Annotated in this window: 26 protein-coding genes; 16 read left to right on the top strand and 10 right to left on the bottom strand. The window is 68.3% G+C overall.

Features of this window, described 5'->3' with window-relative positions; all coding sequences use genetic code 11:
• The 8 genes from EGK76_RS15185 to EGK76_RS15150 form a co-directional block, all read left to right on the top strand.
• The coding region (locus EGK76_RS15185) for an integrase core domain-containing protein (RefSeq protein WP_148087436.1) at nt 1-351 on the top strand (351 nt) is incomplete at its 5' end.
• A gap of 94 nt (nt 352-445) precedes the next feature.
• Nucleotides 446-718: a hypothetical protein gene (locus EGK76_RS15180; RefSeq protein ID WP_123833183.1), complete on the top strand. Its 273-nt coding sequence runs from the start codon at nt 446-448 to the stop codon at nt 716-718.
• Nucleotides 719-776: 58 nt separating this feature from the next.
• Complete coding sequence (locus tag EGK76_RS15175) at nt 777-1,148, top strand: hypothetical protein (protein WP_123833182.1); 372 nt, start codon at nt 777-779, stop codon at nt 1,146-1,148.
• A 35-nt stretch (nt 1,149-1,183) separates the two neighbouring features.
• The gene (locus EGK76_RS15170; RefSeq protein WP_123833181.1) at nt 1,184-1,621 is read left to right on the top strand and encodes a hypothetical protein; all 438 of its coding nucleotides are present in this window, start codon (nt 1,184-1,186) and stop codon (nt 1,619-1,621) included.
• Nucleotides 1,622-1,926: 305 nt separating this feature from the next.
• Nucleotides 1,927-2,241: a cupin gene (locus tag EGK76_RS15165; RefSeq protein WP_096296557.1), complete on the top strand. Its 315-nt coding sequence runs from the start codon at nt 1,927-1,929 to the stop codon at nt 2,239-2,241.
• Nucleotides 2,242-2,317: 76 nt separating this feature from the next.
• Nucleotides 2,318-2,503, top strand: coding sequence for a hypothetical protein (locus EGK76_RS15160; protein ID WP_096296558.1), 186 nt, complete (start codon nt 2,318-2,320; stop codon nt 2,501-2,503).
• 73 nt (nt 2,504-2,576) lie between these two features.
• Nucleotides 2,577-2,846 (top strand): hypothetical protein, encoded by a 270-nt coding sequence (locus EGK76_RS15155; RefSeq protein WP_123833180.1) that lies wholly within the window; start codon nt 2,577-2,579, stop codon nt 2,844-2,846.
• A gap of 58 nt (nt 2,847-2,904) precedes the next feature.
• A complete protein-coding gene (locus EGK76_RS15150) occupies nt 2,905-3,264 on the top strand; it encodes a DUF6404 family protein (protein ID WP_123833179.1) in 360 nt (119 codons plus the stop codon).
• Nucleotides 3,265-3,321: 57 nt separating this feature from the next.
• Here the strand turns inward: EGK76_RS15150 and EGK76_RS15145 are convergent, their stop codons facing one another.
• Complete coding sequence (locus EGK76_RS15145) at nt 3,322-3,564, bottom strand: hypothetical protein (protein ID WP_123833178.1); 243 nt, start codon at nt 3,562-3,564, stop codon at nt 3,322-3,324.
• A 444-nt stretch (nt 3,565-4,008) separates the two neighbouring features.
• Here EGK76_RS15145 and EGK76_RS15140 point away from each other — a divergent pair, with 444 nt between their 5' ends.
• Complete coding sequence (locus tag EGK76_RS15140; protein WP_123833177.1) at nt 4,009-4,278, top strand: SHOCT domain-containing protein; 270 nt, start codon at nt 4,009-4,011, stop codon at nt 4,276-4,278.
• Between the two features lie 73 nt (nt 4,279-4,351).
• Here the strand turns inward: EGK76_RS15140 and EGK76_RS15135 are convergent, their stop codons facing one another.
• The gene (locus tag EGK76_RS15135) at nt 4,352-5,770 is read right to left on the bottom strand and encodes an amidohydrolase family protein (protein ID WP_123833176.1); all 1,419 of its coding nucleotides are present in this window, start codon (nt 5,768-5,770) and stop codon (nt 4,352-4,354) included.
• 744 nt (nt 5,771-6,514) lie between these two features.
• Here EGK76_RS15135 and EGK76_RS15130 point away from each other — a divergent pair.
• From EGK76_RS15130 to EGK76_RS15120, 3 genes are all read left to right on the top strand, one after another.
• Nucleotides 6,515-6,790 carry a hypothetical protein gene (locus EGK76_RS15130; protein ID WP_123833175.1) on the top strand — a complete coding sequence of 92 codons (276 nt, stop codon included), beginning with the start codon at nt 6,515-6,517 and terminating at the stop codon, nt 6,788-6,790.
• A gap of 114 nt (nt 6,791-6,904) precedes the next feature.
• The gene (locus tag EGK76_RS15125; RefSeq protein WP_157745172.1) at nt 6,905-7,435 is read left to right on the top strand and encodes a nuclear transport factor 2 family protein; all 531 of its coding nucleotides are present in this window, start codon (nt 6,905-6,907) and stop codon (nt 7,433-7,435) included.
• A 378-nt stretch (nt 7,436-7,813) separates the two neighbouring features.
• The gene (locus EGK76_RS15120; protein WP_096296567.1) at nt 7,814-9,061 is read left to right on the top strand and encodes an HD-GYP domain-containing protein; all 1,248 of its coding nucleotides are present in this window, start codon (nt 7,814-7,816) and stop codon (nt 9,059-9,061) included.
• An 18-nt stretch (nt 9,062-9,079) separates the two neighbouring features.
• On the opposite strand, the gene EGK76_RS15115 is transcribed toward EGK76_RS15120, so the two are convergent.
• Together EGK76_RS15115 and EGK76_RS15110 are read right to left on the bottom strand one after the other, a co-directional pair.
• On the bottom strand, nt 9,080-12,250 hold the full coding sequence (locus EGK76_RS15115; protein WP_123833174.1) for an efflux RND transporter permease subunit: 3,171 nt from the start codon (nt 12,248-12,250) through the stop codon (nt 9,080-9,082).
• Nucleotides 12,251-12,431: 181 nt separating this feature from the next.
• Nucleotides 12,432-13,577: an efflux RND transporter periplasmic adaptor subunit gene (locus EGK76_RS15110; RefSeq protein WP_123833173.1), complete on the bottom strand. Its 1,146-nt coding sequence runs from the start codon at nt 13,575-13,577 to the stop codon at nt 12,432-12,434.
• A gap of 83 nt (nt 13,578-13,660) precedes the next feature.
• On the opposite strand from EGK76_RS15110, the gene EGK76_RS15105 reads away from it, so the two are divergent.
• The 3 genes from EGK76_RS15105 (at nt 13,661) to EGK76_RS15095 (ending at nt 16,532) form a co-directional block, all read left to right on the top strand.
• Complete coding sequence (locus EGK76_RS15105; protein ID WP_123833172.1) at nt 13,661-14,350, top strand: TetR/AcrR family transcriptional regulator; 690 nt, start codon at nt 13,661-13,663, stop codon at nt 14,348-14,350.
• Between the two features lie 150 nt (nt 14,351-14,500).
• The gene (locus tag EGK76_RS15100; protein WP_096296571.1) at nt 14,501-15,163 is read left to right on the top strand and encodes a protein-L-isoaspartate O-methyltransferase; all 663 of its coding nucleotides are present in this window, start codon (nt 14,501-14,503) and stop codon (nt 15,161-15,163) included.
• Between the two features lie 16 nt (nt 15,164-15,179).
• On the top strand, nt 15,180-16,532 hold the full coding sequence (locus tag EGK76_RS15095) for a TolC family outer membrane protein (protein WP_096296572.1): 1,353 nt from the start codon (nt 15,180-15,182) through the stop codon (nt 16,530-16,532).
• Between the two features lie 13 nt (nt 16,533-16,545).
• Here EGK76_RS15095 and waaA read toward each other — a convergent pair whose 3' ends face one another.
• Nucleotides 16,546-17,886, bottom strand: a complete 1,341-nt coding sequence (waaA, locus tag EGK76_RS15090; RefSeq protein WP_123833171.1) for a lipid IV(A) 3-deoxy-D-manno-octulosonic acid transferase — start codon at nt 17,884-17,886, stop codon at nt 16,546-16,548.
• 50 nt (nt 17,887-17,936) lie between these two features.
• Between waaA and lpxL the strand changes: the two genes are divergently transcribed.
• Nucleotides 17,937-18,848 (top strand): LpxL/LpxP family Kdo(2)-lipid IV(A) lauroyl/palmitoleoyl acyltransferase, encoded by a 912-nt coding sequence (lpxL, locus tag EGK76_RS15085; RefSeq protein WP_123833170.1) that lies wholly within the window; start codon nt 17,937-17,939, stop codon nt 18,846-18,848.
• Between the two features lie 179 nt (nt 18,849-19,027).
• Here the strand turns inward: lpxL and EGK76_RS15080 are convergent, their stop codons facing one another.
• The 5 genes from EGK76_RS15080 to EGK76_RS15060 form a co-directional block, all read right to left on the bottom strand.
• Nucleotides 19,028-20,383, bottom strand: coding sequence for an O-antigen ligase (locus EGK76_RS15080; protein WP_123833169.1), 1,356 nt, complete (start codon nt 20,381-20,383; stop codon nt 19,028-19,030).
• Nucleotides 20,361-21,476, bottom strand: coding sequence for a glycosyltransferase family 4 protein (locus tag EGK76_RS15075; RefSeq protein WP_123833168.1), 1,116 nt, complete (start codon nt 21,474-21,476; stop codon nt 20,361-20,363). Before EGK76_RS15075 ends, EGK76_RS15080 begins: the two co-directional genes overlap by 23 nt.
• 19 nt (nt 21,477-21,495) lie before the next feature.
• Complete coding sequence (locus EGK76_RS15070; protein WP_123833167.1) at nt 21,496-21,696, bottom strand: zinc-finger domain-containing protein; 201 nt, start codon at nt 21,694-21,696, stop codon at nt 21,496-21,498.
• A 58-nt stretch (nt 21,697-21,754) separates the two neighbouring features.
• Entirely contained in the window at nt 21,755-22,444 is a 690-nt protein-coding gene (locus tag EGK76_RS15065; protein ID WP_123833166.1) for a hypothetical protein, read from the bottom strand.
• 76 nt (nt 22,445-22,520) lie between these two features.
• Nucleotides 22,521-23,240, bottom strand: coding sequence for a YceI family protein (locus EGK76_RS15060; protein ID WP_123833165.1), 720 nt, complete (start codon nt 23,238-23,240; stop codon nt 22,521-22,523).
• Nucleotides 23,241-23,243: the final 3 nt, after the last annotated feature.

The raw sequence follows: 23,243 nt of genomic DNA, 5'->3' as shown, positions 1-23,243 counted from the left end.
ACGCTGACCTGCCGCGCACTTGCTGCGGCTCTGCGCACGCGTAAGCCCGCGCAGGGCACATTGTTCCATAGCGATCGCGGCATCGAGTTCATCGCCGGCGACTTCAAGCGCCAGTTACAGCGCGCCGGCCTCACCCAGTCGGTCAACCGCCCCGAGCGCATGAACGACAACGCGCACATGGAGTCCTGGAACAAGTCCATGAAGTCAGATCTGTATCACCGGCAGACCTTCGCCAGCGACCAGGACCTGCACGCTGCCATCCGCAGCTACGTCGACTTCTATAACCACCAGCGCCTACACTCGGCGCTGGGTTACACCGCACCCGCCGCGTACGAGCGCACATGCGCCTAACCAACGGGTGTCCACTTTATCGAAGGAAGTCCCACCCGCTTCGCGGGTCGGCTTAACTCAGGTGTTAGGCCGCTCACACAAGGACATCGCAAACATGGACAAGTCTCAGGCTGACGTAGTCGCCCAGGCCATCCTGGAGCCAAGCCTCAAAGAGCAAGCGGAGGTTCGGCAACTCAGGGAACGCCGTGCGCAACGCGCCGCCGCCCATCGACGTCAGACCTTGTACTTTGTTGTCGGCTACGTGGCGGGTGCCGCTATCGGCTACTTCGGGTTCGGTCGAGTCGCGATGTACGGAGTTGCTGGTGGGTTCCTAGGCCTGCTGGCTGGCGCACTCATTGCTCGCCTGGTCAATCGGCCCGCTGCCTAACCATTCATTCGAGGCGACGCCGCTGGGCGGCGCGGTTTCACTCAGGTGTCAGGCGGCTATGGAAGGACTTCTCTACATCGCAGCAGTCCTTGCGGCAGCTCTCGGCACGGCGCACTCCGTGCTGGGGGAGAGGTACATTCTCACCCGTCTGTTTCGACGCAATGATCTGCCCAAGTTGTTCGGCGGATCGGAGTTCACAACCCGCACCCTGCGCTTTGCTTGGCACATCACTACGATAGGCTGGTATGGCTTTGCCGCCCTGCTCGTTCACGCGGGCCGCGGCGATCTGACGGTATCGGGCATGCTCCAGATCCTTGGGATGACCTTCGTTGCCTCCGGGTTCCTGCCCCTCCTGCTTACAAGGGGCAAGCACTTGTCTTGGCTGGTACTGTTTGTTATCGGCGGCATCGCGCTCTGGTGCGCCGCCTAACAATGTTCAAGCGCGAGGTCCCAATGGAACCATCGTTGATCTCGGACCTGAGAAGGCAGCGGCGACGGTTGCTGCAAAGCTACGCGGTACACGTCATGTGGTTCTCCGCAATGGTCGCCACCGCGGTGATCCATGCATCGCTGAGAACCATCGCCATCGCGACCATGCTGGCGCTCATCACGGTACCTCCGGTGATCGCCTACGCGGCAGCAGTGCACACAGCGTGTCGGGCAATCGACCCGGGCGCCAGGACCATCGGCCTGGTGCCCATGATCATCATGACGGTGATCTTCACTCCCTTCGAGTCGGGCCTGATCGTTCCGGCAAAGAATCTATTCGTGTCGGCCAAGCTCCTCAAGCGGGCCCAGCACGCGGCTCTGGGCCCTGACAATTCATTCAAGACGACGCAACGCCGTGGCGCGGCCCAGCTCAAGCACCAGGTGCTGGATGCTGCATCGAAGCAAAACTCGTAAGAAGCGCCCGGGGGTGGTCTGGTCCGCGGCCTTGGGCTGATAGCTGTGGTCGGCGGGTATGCGTCCTACCTCGGGTGCCCTGGCATCGCATCGGGCGAGGTGGAGATTTTCAGTCGCCTCAACCGTGGCACTATCTGCTTTGCGTCGCAGCCCACCGCGTTTGTTCTGGCCGTAGCGCTTTGGCTGGCCGGCGGACTTTTCATGGTTGGGCTCGCGGTGCACGGCTGGCGCACGGCCAGCACCTGACAATTCGTCCACGCCGACGCTGCTTCGCGGCGCGGCTTAATTCCGGTGCTATCCACTGCATGAAAGTATTCCGCGGCAGCACGTTCAAAGCAGATCGCGCCTGGGGCGCAGTCGAGATCGCCAACATGGGCGGTGTCACCACTCGCCTCCACTGGACAGATCAGCCGTACAAATGGCACACCAATGACGGTGAGGAGGTCTTCGCCGTTCTGGCCGGATGCGTAGAGATGCGGTTCCGCGACAAAACGGGGGCCGAGCAACGCACGCTTCTGGAAAGCGGGGATGTGTTCTACGCTTCCATCGGCACCGAGCATGTGGCACACCCGATCGGAGAGGCGAGGGTTCTAGTCGTCGAGCGCGAAGGGAGTGTCTAACAGTTCATTCAAGCCGACGTCGGTTCGCGGCGCGGCCGAACCCAGGCGTCAGGTGTTCGACCCAAAAGGAATTGAAATGTTCAAGTACATCTCCAGCACGAAACTCAACCTGGCCATACTGGCGCAGATGATCGGCATTGCCCTGGCAGTCAGGGCGACGCCTCTATCACTCATTGCGGGCGTAGCGCTGTTCGTCCTCGGAGCGATCGTTTACCGACGCGAGCTGAGCAGGGTTCTCGCATCAAACGAACCGTCGCAGTAGTGAAGGTGATACGTGGGCCGACGCCGCTTCGCGGCGCGACCTGATTCAGGCGTTAGCTCACAACAGAGCTCGCATGAACTCAATCCGCAGAACACCAATGAGCAACACGGCCAAGTTAGCCCTCGGTCTCTTCGTTGCGTTTGGCGCCATTCGGGTGATTGACTTCATCTTCTACGGTCAGCAAATGCGCGATCTGCTGGCCGGGACCGGCTTGCTCCTCATAGCATATGGCATCTACAAGAACGGGTTCCGCAGTACCGACTTCCATACTGCGGGTCGTTACGCATCGATCGCAGGCACGGTGTTGGTGCTTGCGGCCATTGCCATGCGCTTCTGGCGGTGAGTACCAACAGTTCGTTCAAGCCAATTCGTGACTTGGCTTAACTCAGGCATTGGCACTCATGACGCATCAAGAGAAACTGGAAGAGATGTATCGGCATATGGCGATGCTCGGCGTGTCCAGGAGCACGGCAGCCCCACCGGCCTGGCGCCTGCTATGGCGCTTCGGCATCGAGATTCCACCGCCATTGTTCACGCCCTTCATGCCTGGGGCACTGGCAATGGGCGCGTTCTTCGGACTGTTCTGGGGGCTGTTCATGTGGGCCATTCTTTGGGTGCATCAGGACATGCCCGCGATCCTCATGGCGGCCACTGCCATCGCCGCGGGTGCCCTGTTTGGCCTCACCATGGCGGCATACTTCCGGCATTTGGCCCGCAAGCACGGACTGCCGTCGTGGGCGGAGTACACAGGTGCACCGTAGCGCACCTGACGACTCATCCAGGTCGAACCCGCTTCGCGCGTCGGCATAACTCGGAAGTCAGGCCGCATGATAGAGAACTGCAAGCACTGCCAGGAACAGCGCCCCGCGACGGAACATCTGCCGTGGTACGCAGCTTTCCTTTTCTTCCCGGATGATGGTTCGGACGCGCTCGCTCTGCACTGCAAGGATTGCCTTCGCCGCAGAACCTCCGCGGTTGGTTTGTGTTGGGTCATCGCGCTCGCTGCCATCTGCATTGTCCTCGTGGTCTTTCTCTAGCTCCCGCATCGTCTGGCGTGCCACTTGACGGTGGTCAGCGGGCCGAGCCGTCATTCAAGCCAGCCCCGCTTCGCGGGCCGGCTCAAGTCAGGCATCAGGCCGCACATGAAGCTACTCGCTGCTGCAGTCTCCATTCTTGTTTTGCTCGTCTATCTGGGCCTGGCGCGAACCGACCAGGCGTAGGGCTTGTTTTACCCGCGCGGCGGCATGGCCATGCATGGCGTATCGCTGGTTATCGCCAATTCCATCGTCCGGGCCGGGGCGCAGCCCCATCGATCGCTGAACATGCGCTTTCAACTTGCTGCTGCCGGGTGGCTCTGGCTCGTTGTACAAGGAGCAGGGCTCGCGTATCTCTACTCGCAGACGGGTGGCACCTGACAATTCATTCCCGCCGTCGCCGCTTCGTAGCGCGGCTTCACCCAAGCGTCAGCCGCTTGAGCTGGCCTGTACAAGAATGGAGAGAAACACATGGGCAGTTTCAGCCTCTGGCACGGGATCATCGTGCTCATCATGCTTGCCATACCGGTTGGCATTGGCCTGGTCATCTGGCTGATCGTTCGGGCGGTCAGGAAACCTGCCGTGCCGGCGGGACCGATTCCGGCCTCAGGGCCCCCACAGTCCTCCGCGGAAGCGCGGCTTCGAGAGCTTGCCTCCCTGCGGTCCAAGGATCTGATCACGGAGTCGGAGTACGAGGAGCAACGTGCCGAAGTACTTCGCAGTATCCAGGCACGCGCCTGACCAATCATTCAAGCCGACGCCGCTTCGCGGCGCGGCCTGACTCTGGCGGCAGCTTTCGTGGGTAACCAGCCGGCTACCGCGCCACCGCTTCCAGCGCCTGCTCCACTTGCTCCCACGCCGCCTCCAGCTCGACCACCTCCCCGTCGAGCCACACCGCGCGCACCTTGCGGGTGTGGAGGATGTCGGCGGTCGGGTCGCCGTCGACCACAAGGATGTCGGCCAGCGCGCCGGCTTCCAGGCGGCCGAGGTCTTCGCGACCGAGGATACTTCCAGCGACATGGGTGGCCGCCTGCAGCGCCTGGACGGGGCTGAGCCCGGCCTCGACCAGCGCCTGCAGCTCCTGGTGCAGGGCGCCGCCGGGCAGCATTTGCGGGGCGGCAGGCAGATCCGAGCCAGCGCCGATGGGCACGCCTGCAGCAAGCAGGCGCGGCAACAGGGCCGATGACAGGCGCAGGTCGGCGGCGCTTTCGGCCCTGGCGCTTTCGCCTGCGACCGCGTCCTCCAGGTAACGCCAGAAGCCTTCGAAATGAGGACGTATCCGATCCTCACCCGGCAGGCCTTCCAGCGTCAGGCTGCCCGGTGCGTTGAACTGGCGCGTGTTGGCGCGGGTGGGCACGACGGCCATGCCGGTGGCGGCGATGTCGGCGGCGAGCCGGTCGAGCAGGGCCGGATCCAGCTCCGCGCGTGGGTCCCCGCCCATGCGCTGGTAGGCCAGCGCGGCGCCGGAAAGGTGTTCCAGCGTCGAGACGCCGGCCTGGCCGGCCTGCACCGCATCTACCTGCGCGCCACTGAGGCCGCGGGTGAGCACCAGGCCGAGGTCGGCCATGACCGGAACGCCGGCCTGGCGCGCGGCCTGTACCGCCGCCGCCATCGCTTCCGGTGACAGCTGCTCGTAGAGCTTGATCCAGTCGGCGCCAGCGCCCACCAGGGCCTGCACCGCACTGGCGGCTTCATCGGCCGTGGTGACGGTGACTGGCATCAGCGTTTCCAGGGTCTGGCTTCCCAGCGGAGAGGGCGCCTCGCCCAGCACGCTGGCGGGTCCGTCCAGCGCCGGGCCGCTGGTGAGGATGCGCGGTGCGCCCGGGGCGGCGTGCAGCATGGCGATGGTGGTCAGGGTGTTGTTGGCGTCGCGCACCGTGGTCACGCCCGACGGCACGAAGGCGCCGATGTAGTGCGGCCGCGCATGCACGTGTAGATCGATCAGCCCGGGCAGCAGCATGGAGCGGCCGTAGTCGTGCACTGCCGCGCCTCGCGGCCGCGCGCAATCCCACTCTTGTCCGGCACAGCGGATGCGGTCGCCGGCGACGACGACCACGCCCTGTTCGACGACCTTGCCCGAGCGTGCATCGAACAGCCGGCCCAGCAGCACGGCACTGGCGCCAGGCCCTGTTGGCTGCGCAGCCACGGCGACCGTGCCTGGAGAGGCCGGCAGCGCCATGGAGGCGAACAGGAGGGCGGGAAACAGGAAACCGGCAAGCAGGACGGGGCGCATGTGCAGAGGCTCAACGGACGGCGAGCGGCATTGTATGCGGGCATGCGAGCGGCCTCCCGCAGCCGACACGGCGCGGACTCGGCCCCGGGCATCGTTTGGCTTGCATCGCGGGCGATCCGCAATGGAGCTGGGAGCACGCGAGCCATTGAAACGCGCCGCTTGAGGCGTGATGCGGCTTGCTCGCGGTGGGCGCGGCGGCCGTGCGGCGCGTTCGACGTGCTCCTGGTTCGCGTGGCTGATCGAGTCTTCGGGCGCGATATGGCCGTCAACGTGGGTCCGTCGCGGGGACTGCGCGACGCGACTGGCCAGCTGGGCTCGCACCGCGGCGGGCACCACTTCGCGGATGCCTGGATCAGGGCCTCAGGCCGTCCTCGAAAAGGAAGGTGCAAGGTCACGACAGATCACGAATCGAGCCGATGCGACTGCTCGAGCATGCCTGGGCCGGAGCGGAGTCAAGCCGCAGGCTCAGCACCGCCGCCTGGTTTGGCCTCGCTGGCTTTGCCATCGGCACTGGCGCGGGTCATGGCGCATTGGACGGCATTTATTCGAATGCGCGTGTTCGACTCTGCGCAGCAGTTCTGACTGGCCGCTTTTACCGCGAGAGAATGGCCAGCCAACTCCATTCGAACCGGCCCTGCCCGCCTTCGCTGATTATGTCGGTTTCTGGATATCATCGCCGTCGGTACCGTTCGCGTTACGGACGGCTGGGTTCAATTGTCGGGGCGTGGATTGGAGGAGCAGATGATGGACAAGTCACGGGCAGAGGCGATCGCTCAAGCCATCCTCGAGCCGGACCTGAAAGTCCAGGCGGAACTCCGCCACAAACGTGCGGTGGAGGCGCAGCGCCTGAGCGAGGGACGCAAGCGTGCCTCGGTCGCCCTGGTCGCAATGCCGCTCGGAGCTGGCATTGCCCACTTCACCGGCCATCACTTCTCCAGCGGCGCCTTGTACGGTGCCGCGATCGGGGCAGCCCTGGGCGGGCTCGTTTCCGCGTGGCGCCGGCGCCGCAACGCGTCCTGACAGTCCATGCAGGCCGACGCCGTTGCGTCGGGCAAAGTGCCAGCAGGTAGCGGCTGCCATGGAGTTCACGCAAGCGCCCGCGGCTTCGGACACTCGGTCTTACAGGGAGAAACCATGCGCACCGTCATCCCTTCCATGAGCAGGGGCCGGCGTCGCTCCGGCGCTCCGCACTTCCACTGGGGCCAGGGTGTTGCCGCCGCACTGCTGGCACTCCTTGCCCAGGCCGGCTTTGCACAGGACACGGCACGCGGCGGCCCGCTCTACGACGAGCTGGAACGCATGGACAGCGCGCGCTTTGAAGCCGCCTTTGTTACGTGCGACGCGGATGATTTCGCCGCGGTATTCACCGAGGACGCGGAGTTCTATCACGATCGTACCGGCGCAGCTTTTGGTGACGAGGTTCGAAGCTTGAAGTCCTGCCCGCGTGACGACGGGGTCACCAGGACGCTGGTTCCCGGAAGCCTCGAGGTCTACCCGATGCAGGGCTACGGCGCGATACAGACCGGTCGGCACAGTTTCGCAAGGGCCGGAGAGCCCGGCGCCGAAATCGCGCAGTTCGTGCATCTGTGGAAACGCGAGGGCGACAGCTGGAAGCTGGCGAGGGTGTTGAGCTTCGATCACCGCCCCACGCCTCCAACGGAGTAGCGGTTGGTGAGGGCCTGTGTGCGGTGAAGCCTCAGGCCTCATTCAATCGGGCGCGGCATCGCGACGCAGCTTGATCAGGGCGTCTCTCAGGCCGCCGCCAGTGCACTTGGGCCAGTAGTGCAACGCAGGTACCCGATGATGCTCGGGAGCCATCTGCCCAGGGCTTGCCGCGCTCACTGCTGCAGACACGTCGTGCCCGAGTCCTGGGCACGGCCGAGCACGTGGCTGCGCCGAGGTGGGGGTGCGGCAACGCCTGGTCCTGGCCTCAAGTCCGCTCCCGACCGGCCGACAACGCAGATGGCGACCGTCCTGCCGCAAAGGCGGCCCGGCATGCGTGCCCCGCATGCGCCCATCACTGCACGTCCTTCCTGGCCGGCCATGCTGCGTACGATCCGCTCCGATCAGCTTCGTCCGGGAATGTACGTCCAGCGCCTGTCGGGCTCTTGGCTGGATCACCCGTTCTGGCGCAGCTCGTTTCTGGCCGACGCGGAAGCAGTGAGCCGGATCCGCGACAGCGGGGTGCCGGAGCTGGTCATCGACGTGAGCCTGGGGCTTGCCCCCGAGGCGGACGCCCACCTTCCTGCCGAAGCTGCACCTGCACCTGCACCTGCACCTGCACCGCAGCCGCAGCCCGAGCCGGCCCAGGCTGCGCAGCCGCCTTCCGCGCCGGCCGCCCCCCGGAAGGGTGTAGCGAACTTCGAGAACGAGGTCCGGAATGCCCGGCAGCTGCTGGCGTCGGGCCGGGCGCTGGTCGAGGCGATGTTCTCCGAGGCCCGCCTGGGCCGCGCCATCGATCCTGACGCGGCCGATCCACTGGTCGATGCGGTCTGCGATTCGGTGCTGCGAAACCCGCATGCACTGGTCAGTGTGGCGCGGCTGAAGACCGCGGACGACTACACCTACCTGCATTCGATGGCCGTGGCCGGGCTGATGACGGCCCTGGCCCGGCGGCTGGGCCTGCCGGAGGACGCGGTGCACGCCGCAGCGAAGGGCGGCCTGCTGCACGACATGGGCAAGGCGGTCGCGCCGCTGCACGTACTCAACAAGCCGGGCAGCCTGACCGAGGACGAATACAGCACCATGCGCCGGCACCCCGAGGATGGCCATCGGCTGCTGCTGGAGAGCGGCGTCGACGACGCGGCGGCGCTCGACATCGCCCTGCACCATCACGAGAAGATGGACGGCACCGGCTATCCGCACCGGCTGCCCGGAGAACGCATCTCGCAGATGGCCAGGATGGCGGCGGTCTGCGATGTCTACGACGCGATCACCTCCGACCGGCCCTACAAGCGCGGCTGGTGCCCGGCGGAATCGCTCAAGCGCATGGCATCGTGGACCGGGCATTTCGATCCGGCCATCTTCCAGGCCTTCGTCAAGAGCCTGGGCATCTATCCGGTGGGCACACTGGTGCGCCTGCAGTCGCAGCACCTGGCGGTGGTGATCGAACAGGTGCCCACCGCGCTGTTGAAGCCGCGGGTGCGGATCTTCCACTGCACGCGCCGGCAGGCGCGCGTGCTGATGCGGGATGTCGACCTGTCGCTCGCCGGCTGCGACGACCGCATCGTGCAGTCGGAGGCACCGGGCGACTGGGGCCTGCGGGACCTGGAGAAGCTCTGGTTGCCCTGACCCGCCGCCGGTCGCCGCTCATGCGGCCGGCGGCGTTTCGTCCTCGCGCACCTTGAACCACGCCGCATACAGGGCCGGCAGGAAGGTCAGCGTCAGCAGCGTGGCCACGGTCAGGCCGCCCATGATCGCCACCGCCATCGGCCCGAAGAAGACACTGCGCGAGAGCGGAATCATCGCCAGGATCGCCGCGGCGGCGGTCAGCACGATCGGGCGGAAACGGCGCACCGTGGCATCGATCACCGCGTCCCAGCGCGCGTGGCCGGCCGCGATGTCCTGTTCGATCTGGTCGACCAGGATGATCGAGTTGCGCATGATCATGCCGGCCAGGGCGATCGTGCCGAGCATCGCGACAAAGCCGAAGGGCACCCGGAACACCAGCAGGAACAGGGTGACGCCGATCATGCCGAGCGGCGCGGTCAACAGCACCAGCGCCGCGCGCGAGAAGCTGCGCAGCTGCACCATCAGCAGCGTCACCACCACCAGCAGGAACAGCGGAAGCCCGGCCTTGATCGAATCCTGGCCCTTGGCGGAATCCTCGACCGTGCCGCCGGTCTCGAGCCGGTAGCCCTCGGGCATCGACGCGCGGATGTCCTCGAGCGTCGGCAGGATCTGGGCGACCACCGTCGGCGGGGTGACCTCGTCGCGGATGTCGGCGCGCACGGTGATCGTCGGCAGTCGGTCGCGGTGCCAGATGATGCCGTCCTCGAACGTCGATTCCAGCCGCGCCACCTGGCCGAGCGGCACCGCCTGGCCGTTGGCCGTGGTAATCGCCAGGCTCTCGAGCATCTCCAGCCGGTCGCGCTCGTCATCCGTCCCGCGCAGGACGAGGCCGATCAACTCGCGGCCTTCGCGATAGGTCCCGATCGGAAGCCCCGACAGCGAGCTCGACAGGGACTGCGCCAGCTGCTGCGAACTCACGCCGAGCACGCGCGCACGTTCCTGGTCGATGACCAGGCGCACGATGCGGCTGGGCTCGTCCCAGTCGAGATTGACGTTGGCGACGTGCGGATTCGCGCGCACCTGTGCGGCGATCGCATCGGCGATGCCGCGCACGCGCTCCACATGTTCGCCGGACACCCGCAACTGCACCGGATACCCGACCGGCGGACCGGTTTCGAGCCGGGTCACGCGCAACTGCAGTTCGGGGAAGGCCGGTGCCACCTCATCGGTCAGCCAGGCGCGAATGCGCTCGCGCGCGTCGACGTCGGTCGTCGTGACGACGAACTGGGCGAAGTTCGCCTGCGGCAGCTGCTGGTCCAGCGGCAGATAGAAGCGCGGGGATCCGGTGCCGACATACGCCACGCGGCTGTCGATGCCCGGGCGGTTCTCGAGCATCGCATCCAGACGCGCCGCGGCCTGCTCGGTCGCCCGGAGCGAGCTGCCTTCGGCCAGCTCCATGTCGACCATCAGCTCCAGCCGCGTCGAGTCGGGGAAGAACTGCTGCGGCACGAAGCGGAACAACAGCAGCGACGCGACGAAGAGCGCCGCGGTCGCGCCGATCACCAGCCAGCGGTGGGTCAGCGACCAGTGCAGCCAGGTGCGGAAGCGGCGATAGAACGGCCGCTGGTAGGGATCATGCGCGTGCGAATGGGGCTCGGCCGGCGCCAGTGCGAATGCAAGCCGCGGCCAGCGAGCGGCCATGCGGCTGCGCATGTCGCGCCAGCGCGCGGGCAGCGAGCCGGGGCGCGGCGGCCGGGGCTTGGCAAGATCGGGCAGCATCTTCTCGCCGAGCAGCGGAATGAACAGCACCGCGGCGATCCACGACACCACCAGCGCGATCGTCACCACCTGGAACAGCGAACGCGTGTACTCGCCGGTGCTCGAGGCCGCGGTCGCGATCGGCAGGAAACCCGCCGCGGTGACCAGGGTTCCGGTCAGCATCGGAAACGCGGTGTGGGTCCAGGCATAACTTGCCGCCGCGAGGCGCGAATCCCCCTGCTCCATGCGGATGGCCATCATCTCCACCGCGATGATCGCGTCGTCGACCATCAATCCGAGCGCGAGCACCAGCGCGCCCAGCGAGATCTTGTGCAGGCCGATGCCGAACTGGTCCATCGCGATGAAGGTCATCGCAAGCACCAGCGGAATCGACACCGCGACCACCAGCCCGGTGCGGAAGCCCAGCGAGACGAAGCTCACCAGCAGCACGATGATCACCGCTTCGGCGAGCACCTTGACGAACTCGCCGACCGAATCGCGCACGGCGCGCGGCTGATCCGACACCTTGCGCAGCTCCATGCCGGCAGGCAGGGACTCCTGCAGGCGGGCGAATTCGGCCTCCAGCCGCTTGCCGAGCTTGAGGATGTCGCCGCCCTCGTGCATCGCCACCGCGATGCCGATGGCGTCCTCGCCCATGAAACGCATGCGCGGCGCGGCCGGATCATTGAAGCCGCGCTCGACAGTCGCGATGTCGCCCAGGCGCACCGTGCGATCGCCGGCACGGATCGGGAATTCGCGGATCGCCTCGACCGAGGCGAACGCGCCTTCCACACGCAACTGCACCCGCGCGCTGTCGGTCTCGAAGAAGCCGGCCGGCACCAGCGCGTTCTGTTCCGACAGCGCCTGCTGCACCGCCGCCATCGGAATGCCCAGTGTCGCCAGCCGGGTGTTGCTGATTTCGATGAAGACCTTCTCGTCCTGCAGGCCGATCAGTTCGACCTTGCCGACATCGTCGAGCAGCTGCAGCTCGCGCTGGATGCGGTCGGCGTAGTCCTTCTTGATCGCGTCGTCGAAGCCTTCGCCGGTCAGCGCGTAGATGTTGCCGAAGGTGTCGCCGAATTCGTCGTTGAAGAACGGACCAATGATGTCCTGGGGCAGCGACGGCCGCAGGTCGGAGACCTTCTTGCGTACCTGGTACCACAGGTCGGGGATCTCCCCCGAGCGCATCGAATCACGGGCGAAGAAGATCACCTGCGATTCGCCCGGCCGCGAGTACGAGCGCAGGAACTCGTAGTCGCCGGTTTCCATCAGCTTGGCTTCGATGCGATCGGTGACCTGGCGCGAGACTTGCTCGGCGGTCGCACCCGGCCACTGGGTCTGGATGACCATCGCCTTGAAGGTGAAAGGCGGGTCCTCGGACTGGCCGAGCCTGCCGTAGGACAGGATGCCGGCGATCGCCACCACCAGCATCACGTAGAGCACCAGCGTGCGGTTGCGCAGCGCCCATTCGGAAAGGTTGAAGCGGCTCATCACGGGCAGCGCCCGCCTGGAAGCGCCCCGGCGCGCGACGCCGCCGTTCCGCAGACGCCCTCACGCGCCGGCCCGTGCCCGCGCGACTGCCGCGCCCGATACAGGCCCGCGGCCGACCTCTCCGCCCGCAGCGGGCGGCCTGTCCGCCCCGCGCCGGATCCGCTTGCGATGAGGACCGCCATCATTCCGACGCCGCCGGCTTGGAGGCGTCCAGTCGATAAGGCCGGTTCTCGCGATCGACCGGCGTTACCCGCTGTCCGACGCGCAGCAGATGCCCGCCGGCGGCGACCACCAGGGCATCGGGCGTCAGGCCCGAGCGCACCGGCACCATGCGCGCGCCGTAGGCACCGGTTTCAACCGGGATCGACTGCAGGGTGTGGGTGGCGGGATCGACCACCCAGACCGCCTTGCCTCCCTCCGGCCCGGGCTGGATCGCGGCCAGGGGCACCAGCAGGCCATCGTCGGCCCGTTCCGCCGCGATGGTCACGCGCGCGCTCTGGCCGAGCTCGACGCCGTCGATGGCATCCGCATCGAGCGCGACCCTGGCGGCGTAGGTCCGCGCCTGCGGGTCGGCAGCCGCCGAGATCTCGCGGATGTTCCCCGCGATGCGCTCGCCCGGGCGGTTCCAGAGTTCGATCTGCGCGGCCTGGCCGACGGCGAATGCGGCGATGCGCGATTCGGGCAGCGCGATCGCGACCTCGCGACCGGCGTCGCCGGCGAGCATGAAGATCGCCTGGCCGGCGGCGACGACCTGGCCGGCCTCCGCTTCGCGGCTCGCGATCACCCCGTCGCGCGGTGCGCGCAATCGCGTGTAGCCGGCCTGGTTGCCGGCCACGTCGGCCTGCGCGCGCGCCGCGCGCAGTTGCGACTGTGCGGCGCGGTAGGCGGCGTCCTGCGCGTCCATCTGCGAGCGGCTGACGAGTTGCTGGTCGACGAGCGCGGCGTAGCGGTCGCGGTCGGTGCGCGCCCGGGTGTACTCCGCCTCGGCCGCGGCCACCTGCGCCTGCGCCGACTGCTGCTGCAGGCGCAGGTCGTCCGGTGCGATCTCGGCCAGGATCTGGCCGCGGGTCACATGCGCGCCGGCGTCGACCTCGCGTCGCAGCAACTGGCCACCCACCTGGAACGCGAGCGCGCTCTCCTCCCTGGCCCGGATCTCACCGGGAAAGGTCCAGGCACCGGCGTCGCCCACCGCATCGGGATGGACCACCAGCACCGGACGCGCGGCGGCTTCGGGCTCGGCCGGGGCGCTGCAACCGCCAAGCGCCCATGCCAGCGCGCCGGCAGCAAGCCACAGCCGGGCATTCGGACGCGGTTTGGATCGAAGCATGCGTGAGGGCACAACGGCTGTCCGACAGGGATACGGAGCCGTATCGTATATTTTCAGAACTCGCTGGTATAGTATTCCGCGCCATGTCGACACAACCGTCCGCGCTGCCTCCTGCTCCGACGCCCGAGAAGGCGCCGCCCGGGCCGGGTCGCCCCAAGGATCTGGTCAAGCGCGCGGCGATCCTTGAAGCGGCCGAGCGCATGTTCCTGCAGCAGGGCTACGAGGGCGTCAGCATGGACCAGATCGCGGCCGAGGCCGGGGTGTCCAAGCTGACCGTCTACAGCCACTTCGGCGACAAGGACACTCTGTTCACCGAAGCCGCCACCCGGTACTGCGAACAGCAGATGCCCGATTCGGTCTTCCAGCCCTCGCCCGACACCCCGCTGCGCCAGCGCCTGCTCGAAGTGGCCGAGGCCTTCTTCGCGATGGTGGCGTCGCCCGAGGCGATCGCCGGCCACCGTCTGCTGTGCACGCCGCAGATGGTCGAAAAACGCCTGCCGCAGCGGTTCTGGAGGAGCGGTCCCGAGCGCCTGCAATCGTCGTTCGCTACCCTGCTGCGCCGCCGGATCGAAACCGGCGACCTCGACATCGAGGACGCGCTGGTGCCGACCGCCGCCGCGCAGTTCTTCGTGCTGCTCAAGGGCGACATCTACCAGCGGCTGGTGTTCGACTGCGACGACGCCGGCGATTGCGCGCGGCAACGGCGCCTGCATCTGGAGGCGTCGGTGGACATGTTCCTGCGCGCCTACGGCCGTGCGCGCGGGACGCGCTGAACCAGCCCCGTGGGCGCCCGCAGCCGCCGACGCCCATGCCGGGCGGGCCGGTGACTTCCGGCACTGCGGTGACCGTACGCCCGCTACGATGATGGACCCGCCCCGGCACCGCTAGAATTGCGCGTCGGCGAACGAAGGAACCCCGCAACAATGACGATCGATTACGCCCGTGCCCGAGTGGCGATGGTGGAACAACAGGTACGGCCCTGGGACGTGCTCGATGCACGCGTCCTGGAGACGATCTCGCGCGTGCCGCGCGAAGCCTTCGTGTCCGACGCACACCGCGCGCTGGCCTACAGCGACCTGGAACTCCCGCTCGGCCACGGCGAGAGCATGCTCAAGCCGGTCGTCGAAGGGCGCGCGCTGCAGGCGCTGGAACTCGAACCGGGCGACGAGGTGCTGGAGATCGGCACCGGCAGTGGATATCTCACGGCCTGCCTCGCCTACCTCGCCCGCGACGTGCTGAGCCTGGAGCGGCATGCCGATCTCGCCGACGCCGCCCGCGGCCGGCTGGAGGCGCAGGGCATCGCCAACGTCGACGTGGTCACGGCTGACGTCTTCGCCTGGGAAACCGACCGCCGCTTCGATGCGATCTGTGTCGGCGGCGCGGTGGACATCGTGCCGGAGCGCTTCGTGCAGTGGCTGCGCCCCGGTGGTCGCATGTTCATCGTCCGCGGCCGTGCACCGGCCATGGAAGCGGTGCAGGTCCGCCGCGATGGTGACGGGGTCAACGCCACGCACATCGAATCGTTGTTCGAGACCGGGCTCGCCTATCTCGCAGGCGCCGCGCCGGTGCCGCAGTTCACTCTCTGATCGTCGAAGGATCGCCATGTTCCGCCGCCCCCTGTTCCTGTCACTCGCGCTCGCGCTGACGTCCGGCCCGCTGTTTGCCGCCGATCTCGTCCAGACCTACGAGCTGGCCCGTACCAATGACCCGACCCTTTCGATTTCCGAATCGCAGCGCCTGTCGACCCGCGAAGGCGCGGTGCAGGCGCGTGGCGCGTTGTTGCCGCAGATCGGCGGCAGTGCCTCGCTGAGCGACAGCCGCGTGGCCGGGGTCTCCGGCCGCGCACGCACGCGCAGCTACGGGGTCAACGCCGGCCAGGTGCTGTTCGACTGGGGCCAGATCTCCACGCTGCGTTCGCAGCGCGCGCTGAGTACGGCGGCCGATTTCCAGCTCGACGCCGACAACGACTCGCTGATCACGCGCACCGCCGCGGCCTATTTCGATGTGCTGGTCTCGACCGAGACCCTGGCCGCCGCCGAGGCCGCCGAGGCCGCGTTCAAGCGCCAGTTCGACTTCGCCGACAAGCGCCTCGAAGTGGGTCTGGCGCCGATCACCGACGTGCACGAGGCGCGTGCGCAGTACGATGCCGCACGTGCCAACACCATTCTCCAGCGCAATGCGCTGCTGGATGCCTACCAGGCACTGGCCGAGATCACCGGCTCGGAAGTCCGCGACCTGCGCGGCCTCCCCGACGATTTCACCCCGCAGCTGCCCGAAGGCCGTGACGTCGAAGCCTGGGTGGCCACGGCCATCGAGCAGAACCCGCAGTTGCAGGCACTGCGCTACCAGGTCACCGCGTCGGACTACAGCGTCGCCGCGGCGAAGGCCGGCCACCTGCCGACCCTTGACCTGAGCGCCAGCTATGGCAACAGCGACACCTGGGGCCGGGACAACGTCGATGCGCTCACCAGCCGCGGCGAGACCAACAGCATCGGCGTGACGTTGACGGTGCCGATCTTCACTGGCGGCATCACGCAGTCGCGCGTGCGCCAGTCGATCGCCCAGCGCGACATCACGGCCGACCAGTACGAGGCGACCCGCCGTTCGATCGAGCGCAACACCCGCAGCGCCTACCAGAATCTCGTCGCCGGCATCACCGAGGTCGAGGCGCGCCGGGCGGCGCTGGTCTCGGCCAATGCCGCCTACGAGGCCTCGCAGGTCGGACTGGAAGTGGGCACGCGCACCGTCATCGACGTGCTGATCAACCAGCAGAACCTGTTCTCGGCGCGCCAGCAGTACGCGTTCGCCAAGTACAACTTCCTGCAGAGCCGGCTGCTGCTCGAGCAGGCCGCGGGCACGCTGGACATCGGCAACCTGCAGGACATCAACCGTCAGCTGACCGTCGACGTCAACAGCATCGGCGCCTCGACCGGCACCGGTACTCAGACGCAGTAAGCGGAAAGCCGGTTCAAAGTGACGACGGCGCGGATCGCAGGGTCCGCGCCGTTTTCGTGTCCGGCGCCGGCAGGTCGGGCTCGATCAGCGCCAGGGTGCGGGCAAGCGTGCCGCGGCCGCTGACGACGAGGGCACGGCCCGCCTCCCCCATTGCCCGCCGCGCCTGGGGATCTTCGAGCAGCGCGGCGATGTGGGCGCGCACGGCGTCGGCGTCGGCACCGATCCGCAGCGCGCCGGCGCGCTCGAGCTGGCGGGCGATGTCGGTGAAGTTCTGCAGATGCGGGCCGGTGACGACCGGCGTACCGACCGCAGCCGGCTCGAGCAGGTTGTGGCCGCCGATGTCCTGCAGGCTGCCGCCGACGAAGGCGACATCGGCGCAGGCGAAGAACAGACCAAGCTCGCCCAGGGTATCGAGCACGAACACGTTGTCGCCGGAATCGGGCCAGGTGGTCAGCGCGCGCGTGGCCACCCGCCAGCCGGCCTCGACCGCGAGCTGCATCGCCCCGCGGAAGCGCTCGGGGTGGCGCGGCGCCCAGATCAGCAGCAGGTCCGGCCATCGCGCGCGCAGCTGGCGGTGGATGTCGACGACGGCGGCCTCCTCGTCGGGATGCGTGCTGGCCGCGATCCAGACCGGCCGCACGCCGGCATGCCTGCGAAACTCGTCGCGCAGCGCCGTGATCTTCGCCTCGTCCGGGGTGATGTCGAATTTCAGGTTGCCGGTGTCGACGACCGTCTCGCGGCGGGCGCCGAGCTTCACGAACCGCTTGCCGTCGTCGGCCGATTGCGTCGCCACCCGCTTGACCGTGCGCAGCGCGCGCCCCACCAGCGGCCGCAGGACGCGGTAGCCGCGCAACGAGCGCGCCGAGAGCCGGGCATTGACGATCATCGTCGGCACCCCTGCATCGCGGCAGCAGAACAGCAGGTTCGGCCACAGCTCGGTTTCGACGATCAGGCCGATCTGCGGCCGGAAATGCCGCAGGAACCGCCGCACCGCACCCGACAGGTCGTAGGGCAGGTAGACGTGTTCGACGCGTTGGCCCCACAGGGCGCGTACCCGCTCCGAGCCGGTCGGAGTGATCGTCGTGACCAGAAGACGCCGTGCGGGGTCGCGCGCCAGCAGGGCGTTGATCAGCGGCGCGGCGGCATTGACCTCGCCGACCGACACCGCATGCACCCACACCGGCGTCGTCTCCGCCGGCGCGCGGTAGATGCCATACCGCTCGTCCCAGCGCAGCAGATAGGCCGACTGACGGAAGCCGCGCCAGATCAGGTGATACACCGTGACCGGCGCAAGCACGACGAGCAGCGCCGAATAGAGGCCGCGCAGCAGTCGTTCGGTGATGTCGGCCCGCATCCGCACAGGATAACGGATGCCCGCATCGCACCACCTCCTACAATGGCGCGATGTCGACGACGCCCCCGCCCCGACCACCGCTCGGACCCCGCCACTGGCCTGCCTGGGCTGGAATCGGCCTGATGGCGCTGGCGGCGCGGATTCCCTGGCCCTTGCAGCGTGTGCTCGGTCGCGGCCTGGGCAATGTGCTGCGTGTGACGCTGCCGGCCCGCCGCCGGGTGGCCGCGCGGAATCTGGCGCTGTGTTTTCCCGAGCTCGACGCGCCTGCGCGCGATGCCCTGCTGCGGGGGCACTTCCAGGCGCTGGGCATCGGCCTGTTCGAGTTCGCGCGCGCGTGGTGGGGCTCGATCGCGCCGCTGCGGCGCGGGCTCGTCGTGGAAGGCGTCGAGCACATCGAGGCCGCTCGCGCGGCCGGGCGCGGCGTGATCGTGGTCTCCGGGCACTTCACCACGCTCGAGGTCTGCGGCCGCCTGATGTGCGATTACGTTCCGCTGGCGGGCATGTATCGCCCGCATTCGGAAGCCGCGATGGAATGGGCGGTGCGGCGCGGTCGCGCGCGCTATGCCGCGGCGATGTTCCCCAAACGCGACGTCCGTGGGGTGGTGCGCCATCTCAAGCGCGGCGGCCTGCTGTGGTACGCGCCCGACCAGGACCCCAGCGGCGGCGACGCGGTGTACGTGCCGTTCTTCGGGCGGCCCGCGCACAGCCTGACCTCGACCCACCAGCTGGCACGCATGTCCGGCGCTGCGGTCGTGTTCTTCCGCCACGTGCGCCGCGCCGATGGCGGCTACACCCTGAGCCTGACCCCCGCGCCTGACCCCTATCCGACAACCGATGCGACCGCCGACACCGCCACCGTGATGGCCGCCATCGAAGCCATGGCCCGGGCCGCTCCCGACCAGTACCTGTGGATCCACCGGCGCTTCAAGCGCCAGCCCGACGGCCAGGCACCGCCCTACTAGGCAGGGTCCACGGAGGGGTCGGACCGCCGGGGCCCCTCACCTGAAGGCAAGCTAGCGCAGCATGGCCGACAGGGCTTGGAAAGCCCTGCGGCTGTCCGTCCTGCGCGCGGACTAATTGCTTCACCATCCAGGCCCGAAAGCGGATGGGTGGTCGATTCGTCGTGCGCTGCGCGAGGCGCTCAGTGCGGCGCCTTGCCTTCGCCGGGCTGCGACGGCTCCACGCGTGCGAGCAGGGTTCCCGCGTACAGGGCGGACAGGAGCAGGGTGAAGCCACCCCAGAACGTCGAATAGAACGCGAGATGGGTGTTGAAGGGGAACACCGTGACCGCGAGCGCCAGCATGGCCGGGCGCGCGCGTTCGCGGGCGATCGGCGGCGCGAACCGCCACGCGCGCCAGGCCATCGCCGCGCCGGCCAGCCACAGCAACAGGCCGACGAGGCCGGTCTCGCTGCCGATTTCCAGCACGATCTGGTGCGCATGGAACGCAGGGCCATCGCCCCAGGCAGCGATTTGTCCGGCATCGGGATCGCAGCCCGGGAACGCCTCGCGGAAGCCGCGCGCGCCGACGCCGTTGATCGGGTTCTCGCGGATCATGCAGACCGCCGCGTCCCAGATGCGGGCACGGCCCGACAGCGCGGCGTCGACACCGGACTCGTCGGCCGACAGCCCCGCCGCGGTGCGTTCGATACGGTCGCGGACCTGTGGCGAAACGGTGGCCCCGATTGCAGCCAGGACCAGCCCGGCCGCGAAGACCGCCAGCAACCGGCGCCACCCCAGCAGGCGCCAGCCCGAGAACAGCAGCACCAGCGCATAGGTCAGCCACGAGGCCCGCGAGCCGGCGAACAGGATCACGATGCCGATCGCCGCGCTGGAGACCAGCCAGCCGGTCGCGCCAAAGCGACGCCCGACCCAGTACAGCGCGAACGGCGACAGGCTGGCGAGGACGATGCCGAGCTTGAGATTGCAGGGGCCGAGCACACCGCCGAGACGGTCGGCGGCGGCGAGCTGCTCGACGCTGCACATGGGGCGGTTGCTGATCAGCTGCTTGAGCTGGTCGATGCCGAAGAACAAGGGGCTGGTCCCGAACACCACTTCGCACAGTCCGTCGATCGTCCACACCGCGACGATCGCGGCCAGGCCACCGAGCGTGATCCGGCGGCCGCGCGGCGTGGTCACAGCGGACGCCACCAGCCACAGGAACGGCAGATAGCGCAGATCCACCACGGCTTCGCGCAACGCACGTCCGACATCGACCGAATCCACCGCCGAGATCAGCTGCGGCAGCCAGTAGGCGAAGAACAGCACGCTGGTCAGCGCCCACGCAGGCGCGCTGAGCAGGGCGGCCCCGCCACGGAAACGCGCCGCGACCAGGTGGATGAGCGCTGCCAGCGCGCCCAGCACCATCACGCCTTCGGCATAACCGGGCGCGGGCCACAGGATCACGAAGGCCAGGACCCAGTGCGGCGCCCAACGCCAGCCTGCGGTGCGCGGTGCGCGCGGATCGCGCACGGAATCAGTTGTCGTCGAACTCGTCATAGACCGCGAGGGTCGCCTCCTGCATCGCACGCAGCGTGTCGGGCATCGTAACGGCTCGCGGCGGTCGCGTGACCAGCGCGCGCGCGGTCTGCGCCAACGCGGCCAGGTCGAACGGGGGCACCGCGCCCTGGGGCTGCAGCTGCGCGAGCAGTTCACCGACGCCGCCATGCGCCCAGCCCACCACCGGACGTGCGCAGGACAAAGCTTCGAGCACGGTGCGGCCGAAGGCCTCGGGTTTGCGCGAAAGCTGCAGTACCAGATCGCTGGCGGCGTAGGCGCGGGCGATCGCGTCGGTGGGTTCGGTCATCGCCAGTGCGTCGCTGCAGCCGGCGGCCTCGGCCGCGCACGTGAGTTCGGCGAGGTAGGCCTCGCGACCCGCCTCGCGTGCACCGGGCATCCACAGGCGGGCGTCGAGGCCGCTGCCGCGCAGGTCCGCGAGCAGCGCGATCGCGTCGTGGTGGCCCTTGAGCCGCGTGCCGCGCCCGGGAAGCAGCAGCAGCGGGCCGTCGCCACCGAGCGCGGGCCAGCGCGATGCGACCTCGGCCCGAGCGACGGCGTCGGGACGCGGCGCTGCCGGAAACTTCGTCGGATCGATGCCGCGCGGGATCACCCGCAGGCGGTCGCGCGGTGTGCCCGGATAGTGCCGCAGCAGGTAGTCGCGCACGGTTTCCGATACGCAGATCACCCGCTCGCCGCGGGCCATGATCGCGCTGTAGCGCGACGGCGAGTTCAGGCCGTGCATCGTGGTGACGAAACGGGGGCGGCGCCCCGCGGGCATGCCACGCAGCGCCCACCAGCCGATCCATGCCGGCAGGCGCGAGCGTGCGTGGACGATGTCGGCGCCGGTTTCCGCGAACAGCCGGCGCAGGGCGCGCACATGGCGCAGCACGCGCAACGATTTGGCACCGATGTCGAGCGTGACGTGGCTTGCGCCGGTCGCCTCGAGCGCCGGCACCAGCCGCCCGCCGGCGGAGACGACGATGGCGCGATGGCCGGCGTCGACCAGCGCCTGCGCGATCTCGATGGTGGAACGCTCGACGCCGCCCGACGACAGCGCCGGCAGCAGCTGGACCACGGTCAGCGGACGACGCATGCGACCGCAGCGCGAGGCGTCAGTCGACGAGGACGAAATGCGCGCCGCAGTAAGGGCAGACGGACTCGCCGTTCTCCGCTTCGATCGGCAGGTACACGCGCGGATGCGAGTTCCACAGCGCCATGGACGGCAGCGGGCAGCTCAGCGGCAGGTCGGCGCGGCGCACTTCGTAACGGTTGGCGGCGTTGGCTTGCGTCGGCTGGACGGGGGCTGCGGTCATGGCGGCGACATTCATCGAGTGGAGGCGGCCATTCTAGCGCGCCGTCATGGAGACGGCCTCAGCGTGGCAGCGTGAACAGCAGGAGCGAGGCGCCATCGACACCCGCGACGATCGCATCTGCGGCGCTCTCGTTCGCCCACGCGACGCCGTCGCCGGCACTCAAGGCCAGGCCATCGACCGTGGCCGCGCCCTGCAACAACTGCAGCCAGTAGCGATGCGAGGGCACGAGCGAGAGTTCCAGGCGCGCACCCGGGGACAGGCGCGCGTGCCGCAGCCGGGCCTGCAGGCGCAGCGGCAGGCTGTCCGGCGCTGCGTCGCCACCCGCCAGCAATGTCCAGGCATCGACGGGCGCGCCGGGATCCGGATCGCGGATCGCTGCCGCGGGCGGCAGGTTGACGCGCTCGGGCTGCAGCGCGATGCGCAGCACGCGGGCACCATCCGCGCCGGCCGTCTCCACCGGCGTGTCGCTGGCATGCCCGGCGCCGATCCAGGCCAACGCGCCCGCGCCCAGCGCCAGGTCATCGCGCAGCAGCTCGCCGTCGAGCACCAGTGTCAGCAGCTCCATGTTCGCCACGCGCTGCGAGGGGACGATAGCGCCCGGCGGCAGGAATTCCTCATTGAGCTGGCGCAGCGCGCCCCAGCCCATCCAGTCGGCGTCGTGGTAATCGCCGCTGGAGAAGGTACACAGGCGCGTGCGGTCGCCGTACGTGGTGCGGCCACGCTGATCGGCGGGACGATGGACTTTCATGACGGCGGAATCCGGAACGCGAAAACGGAAACGCCGGCGCAGGGAAACCCCTGCACCGGCGTCCTGACCGCGGATTTTACTGCGCGGCGGTTGCTGCGGGCGCATCGCCGGCGGCGACGGCCTCGGTGGTGATGCGCAGCTCGACCTCGTCGCTGACGTTGGGCGCGGCCATGCCCATGCCGAAATCGCTGCGCTTGATCTGCGTGACCGCATCGAAGCCGGCGGCGGGTCGCTTGGCCATCGGCTGCTCGCCGAACTTGTTGATCGTGACGTCGAGCACCACCGGCCGGGTGATGTCCTTGATCGTCAGGTCACCGGTGACCTTGAGCTTGTTGGGACCGGCGCTCTCGACCGAGGTGCTCTTGAACGTGGCGTTGGGGTACTTGGCGGCGTCGAAGAAGTCGGCGCTGCGCAGGTGGTCGTCGAAGTCACCGACGTGCGAATTCAAGCCCGAGAGCGGCAGCGTGACCTCGACCGACGACGCGCCGACGTTGTCGGCGTCGTAGACGATCTGGCCGGACACGTCGCCGAAGTGCGCGATCGGGTTGGAGAAGCCGAAGTGGCTCCACTGCGCGATCACGTCGGTGTGCTTGGGATCGAGCACGTAGGTGCCCGAGACACCGGCGATGGCTTCGGCGGTCGGCTCGGTTTCGGCCATGGCCTCGGACGGCGAAGCGGTCTGGGCGGTCTGGGCGGATGCGGGCGCGGCGACGTCCGTCGACGCCGGGTCCTGCTGGGCGCAGGCGGCAAGAGCGATGGCGGCGGCGAGCGGGAGCAGCAGGTAGGCGGTACGCATGAC

The organism is Luteimonas sp. 100069 (assembly GCF_003813845.1).
Lineage (GTDB): Bacteria > Pseudomonadota > Gammaproteobacteria > Xanthomonadales > Xanthomonadaceae > Luteimonas > Luteimonas chenhongjianii.
Note: the sequence above shows the minus strand (reverse complement) of the source record. Positions and strands in the feature narration are given on the sequence as shown.

What these genes read in the sequence shown, in the direction of transcription:
- EGK76_RS15180 (WP_123833183.1), top strand. Translation starts at nt 446, where the DNA reads ATGGACAAGTCTCAGGCTGACGTAGTCGCCCAGGCCATCCTGGAGCCA.
- EGK76_RS15175 (WP_123833182.1), top strand. Translation starts at nt 777, where the DNA reads ATGGAAGGACTTCTCTACATCGCAGCAGTCCTTGCGGCAGCTCTCGGC.
- EGK76_RS15165 (WP_096296557.1), top strand. Translation starts at nt 1,927, where the DNA reads ATGAAAGTATTCCGCGGCAGCACGTTCAAAGCAGATCGCGCCTGGGGC.
- EGK76_RS15160 (WP_096296558.1), top strand. Translation starts at nt 2,318, where the DNA reads ATGTTCAAGTACATCTCCAGCACGAAACTCAACCTGGCCATACTGGCG.
- EGK76_RS15155 (WP_123833180.1), top strand. Translation starts at nt 2,577, where the DNA reads ATGAACTCAATCCGCAGAACACCAATGAGCAACACGGCCAAGTTAGCC.
- EGK76_RS15150 (WP_123833179.1), top strand. Translation starts at nt 2,905, where the DNA reads ATGACGCATCAAGAGAAACTGGAAGAGATGTATCGGCATATGGCGATG.
- EGK76_RS15140 (WP_123833177.1), top strand. Translation starts at nt 4,009, where the DNA reads ATGGGCAGTTTCAGCCTCTGGCACGGGATCATCGTGCTCATCATGCTT.
- EGK76_RS15135 (WP_123833176.1), bottom strand. Translation starts at nt 5,770, where the DNA reads ATGCGCCCCGTCCTGCTTGCCGGTTTCCTGTTTCCCGCCCTCCTGTTC.
- EGK76_RS15130 (WP_123833175.1), top strand. Translation starts at nt 6,515, where the DNA reads ATGGACAAGTCACGGGCAGAGGCGATCGCTCAAGCCATCCTCGAGCCG.
- EGK76_RS15125 (WP_157745172.1), top strand. Translation starts at nt 6,905, where the DNA reads ATGCGCACCGTCATCCCTTCCATGAGCAGGGGCCGGCGTCGCTCCGGC.
- EGK76_RS15120 (WP_096296567.1), top strand. Translation starts at nt 7,814, where the DNA reads ATGCTGCGTACGATCCGCTCCGATCAGCTTCGTCCGGGAATGTACGTC.
- EGK76_RS15115 (WP_123833174.1), bottom strand. Translation starts at nt 12,250, where the DNA reads ATGAGCCGCTTCAACCTTTCCGAATGGGCGCTGCGCAACCGCACGCTG.
- EGK76_RS15110 (WP_123833173.1), bottom strand. Translation starts at nt 13,577, where the DNA reads ATGCTTCGATCCAAACCGCGTCCGAATGCCCGGCTGTGGCTTGCTGCC.
- EGK76_RS15105 (WP_123833172.1), top strand. Translation starts at nt 13,661, where the DNA reads ATGTCGACACAACCGTCCGCGCTGCCTCCTGCTCCGACGCCCGAGAAG.
- EGK76_RS15100 (WP_096296571.1), top strand. Translation starts at nt 14,501, where the DNA reads ATGACGATCGATTACGCCCGTGCCCGAGTGGCGATGGTGGAACAACAG.
- EGK76_RS15095 (WP_096296572.1), top strand. Translation starts at nt 15,180, where the DNA reads ATGTTCCGCCGCCCCCTGTTCCTGTCACTCGCGCTCGCGCTGACGTCC.
- waaA (WP_123833171.1), bottom strand. Translation starts at nt 17,886, where the DNA reads ATGCGGGCCGACATCACCGAACGACTGCTGCGCGGCCTCTATTCGGCG.
- lpxL (WP_123833170.1), top strand. Translation starts at nt 17,937, where the DNA reads ATGTCGACGACGCCCCCGCCCCGACCACCGCTCGGACCCCGCCACTGG.
- EGK76_RS15080 (WP_123833169.1), bottom strand. Translation starts at nt 20,383, where the DNA reads ATGACGAGTTCGACGACAACTGATTCCGTGCGCGATCCGCGCGCACCG.
- EGK76_RS15075 (WP_123833168.1), bottom strand. Translation starts at nt 21,476, where the DNA reads ATGCGTCGTCCGCTGACCGTGGTCCAGCTGCTGCCGGCGCTGTCGTCG.
- EGK76_RS15070 (WP_123833167.1), bottom strand. Translation starts at nt 21,696, where the DNA reads ATGACCGCAGCCCCCGTCCAGCCGACGCAAGCCAACGCCGCCAACCGT.
- EGK76_RS15065 (WP_123833166.1), bottom strand. Translation starts at nt 22,444, where the DNA reads ATGAAAGTCCATCGTCCCGCCGATCAGCGTGGCCGCACCACGTACGGC.
- EGK76_RS15060 (WP_123833165.1), bottom strand. Translation starts at nt 23,240, where the DNA reads ATGCGTACCGCCTACCTGCTGCTCCCGCTCGCCGCCGCCATCGCTCTT.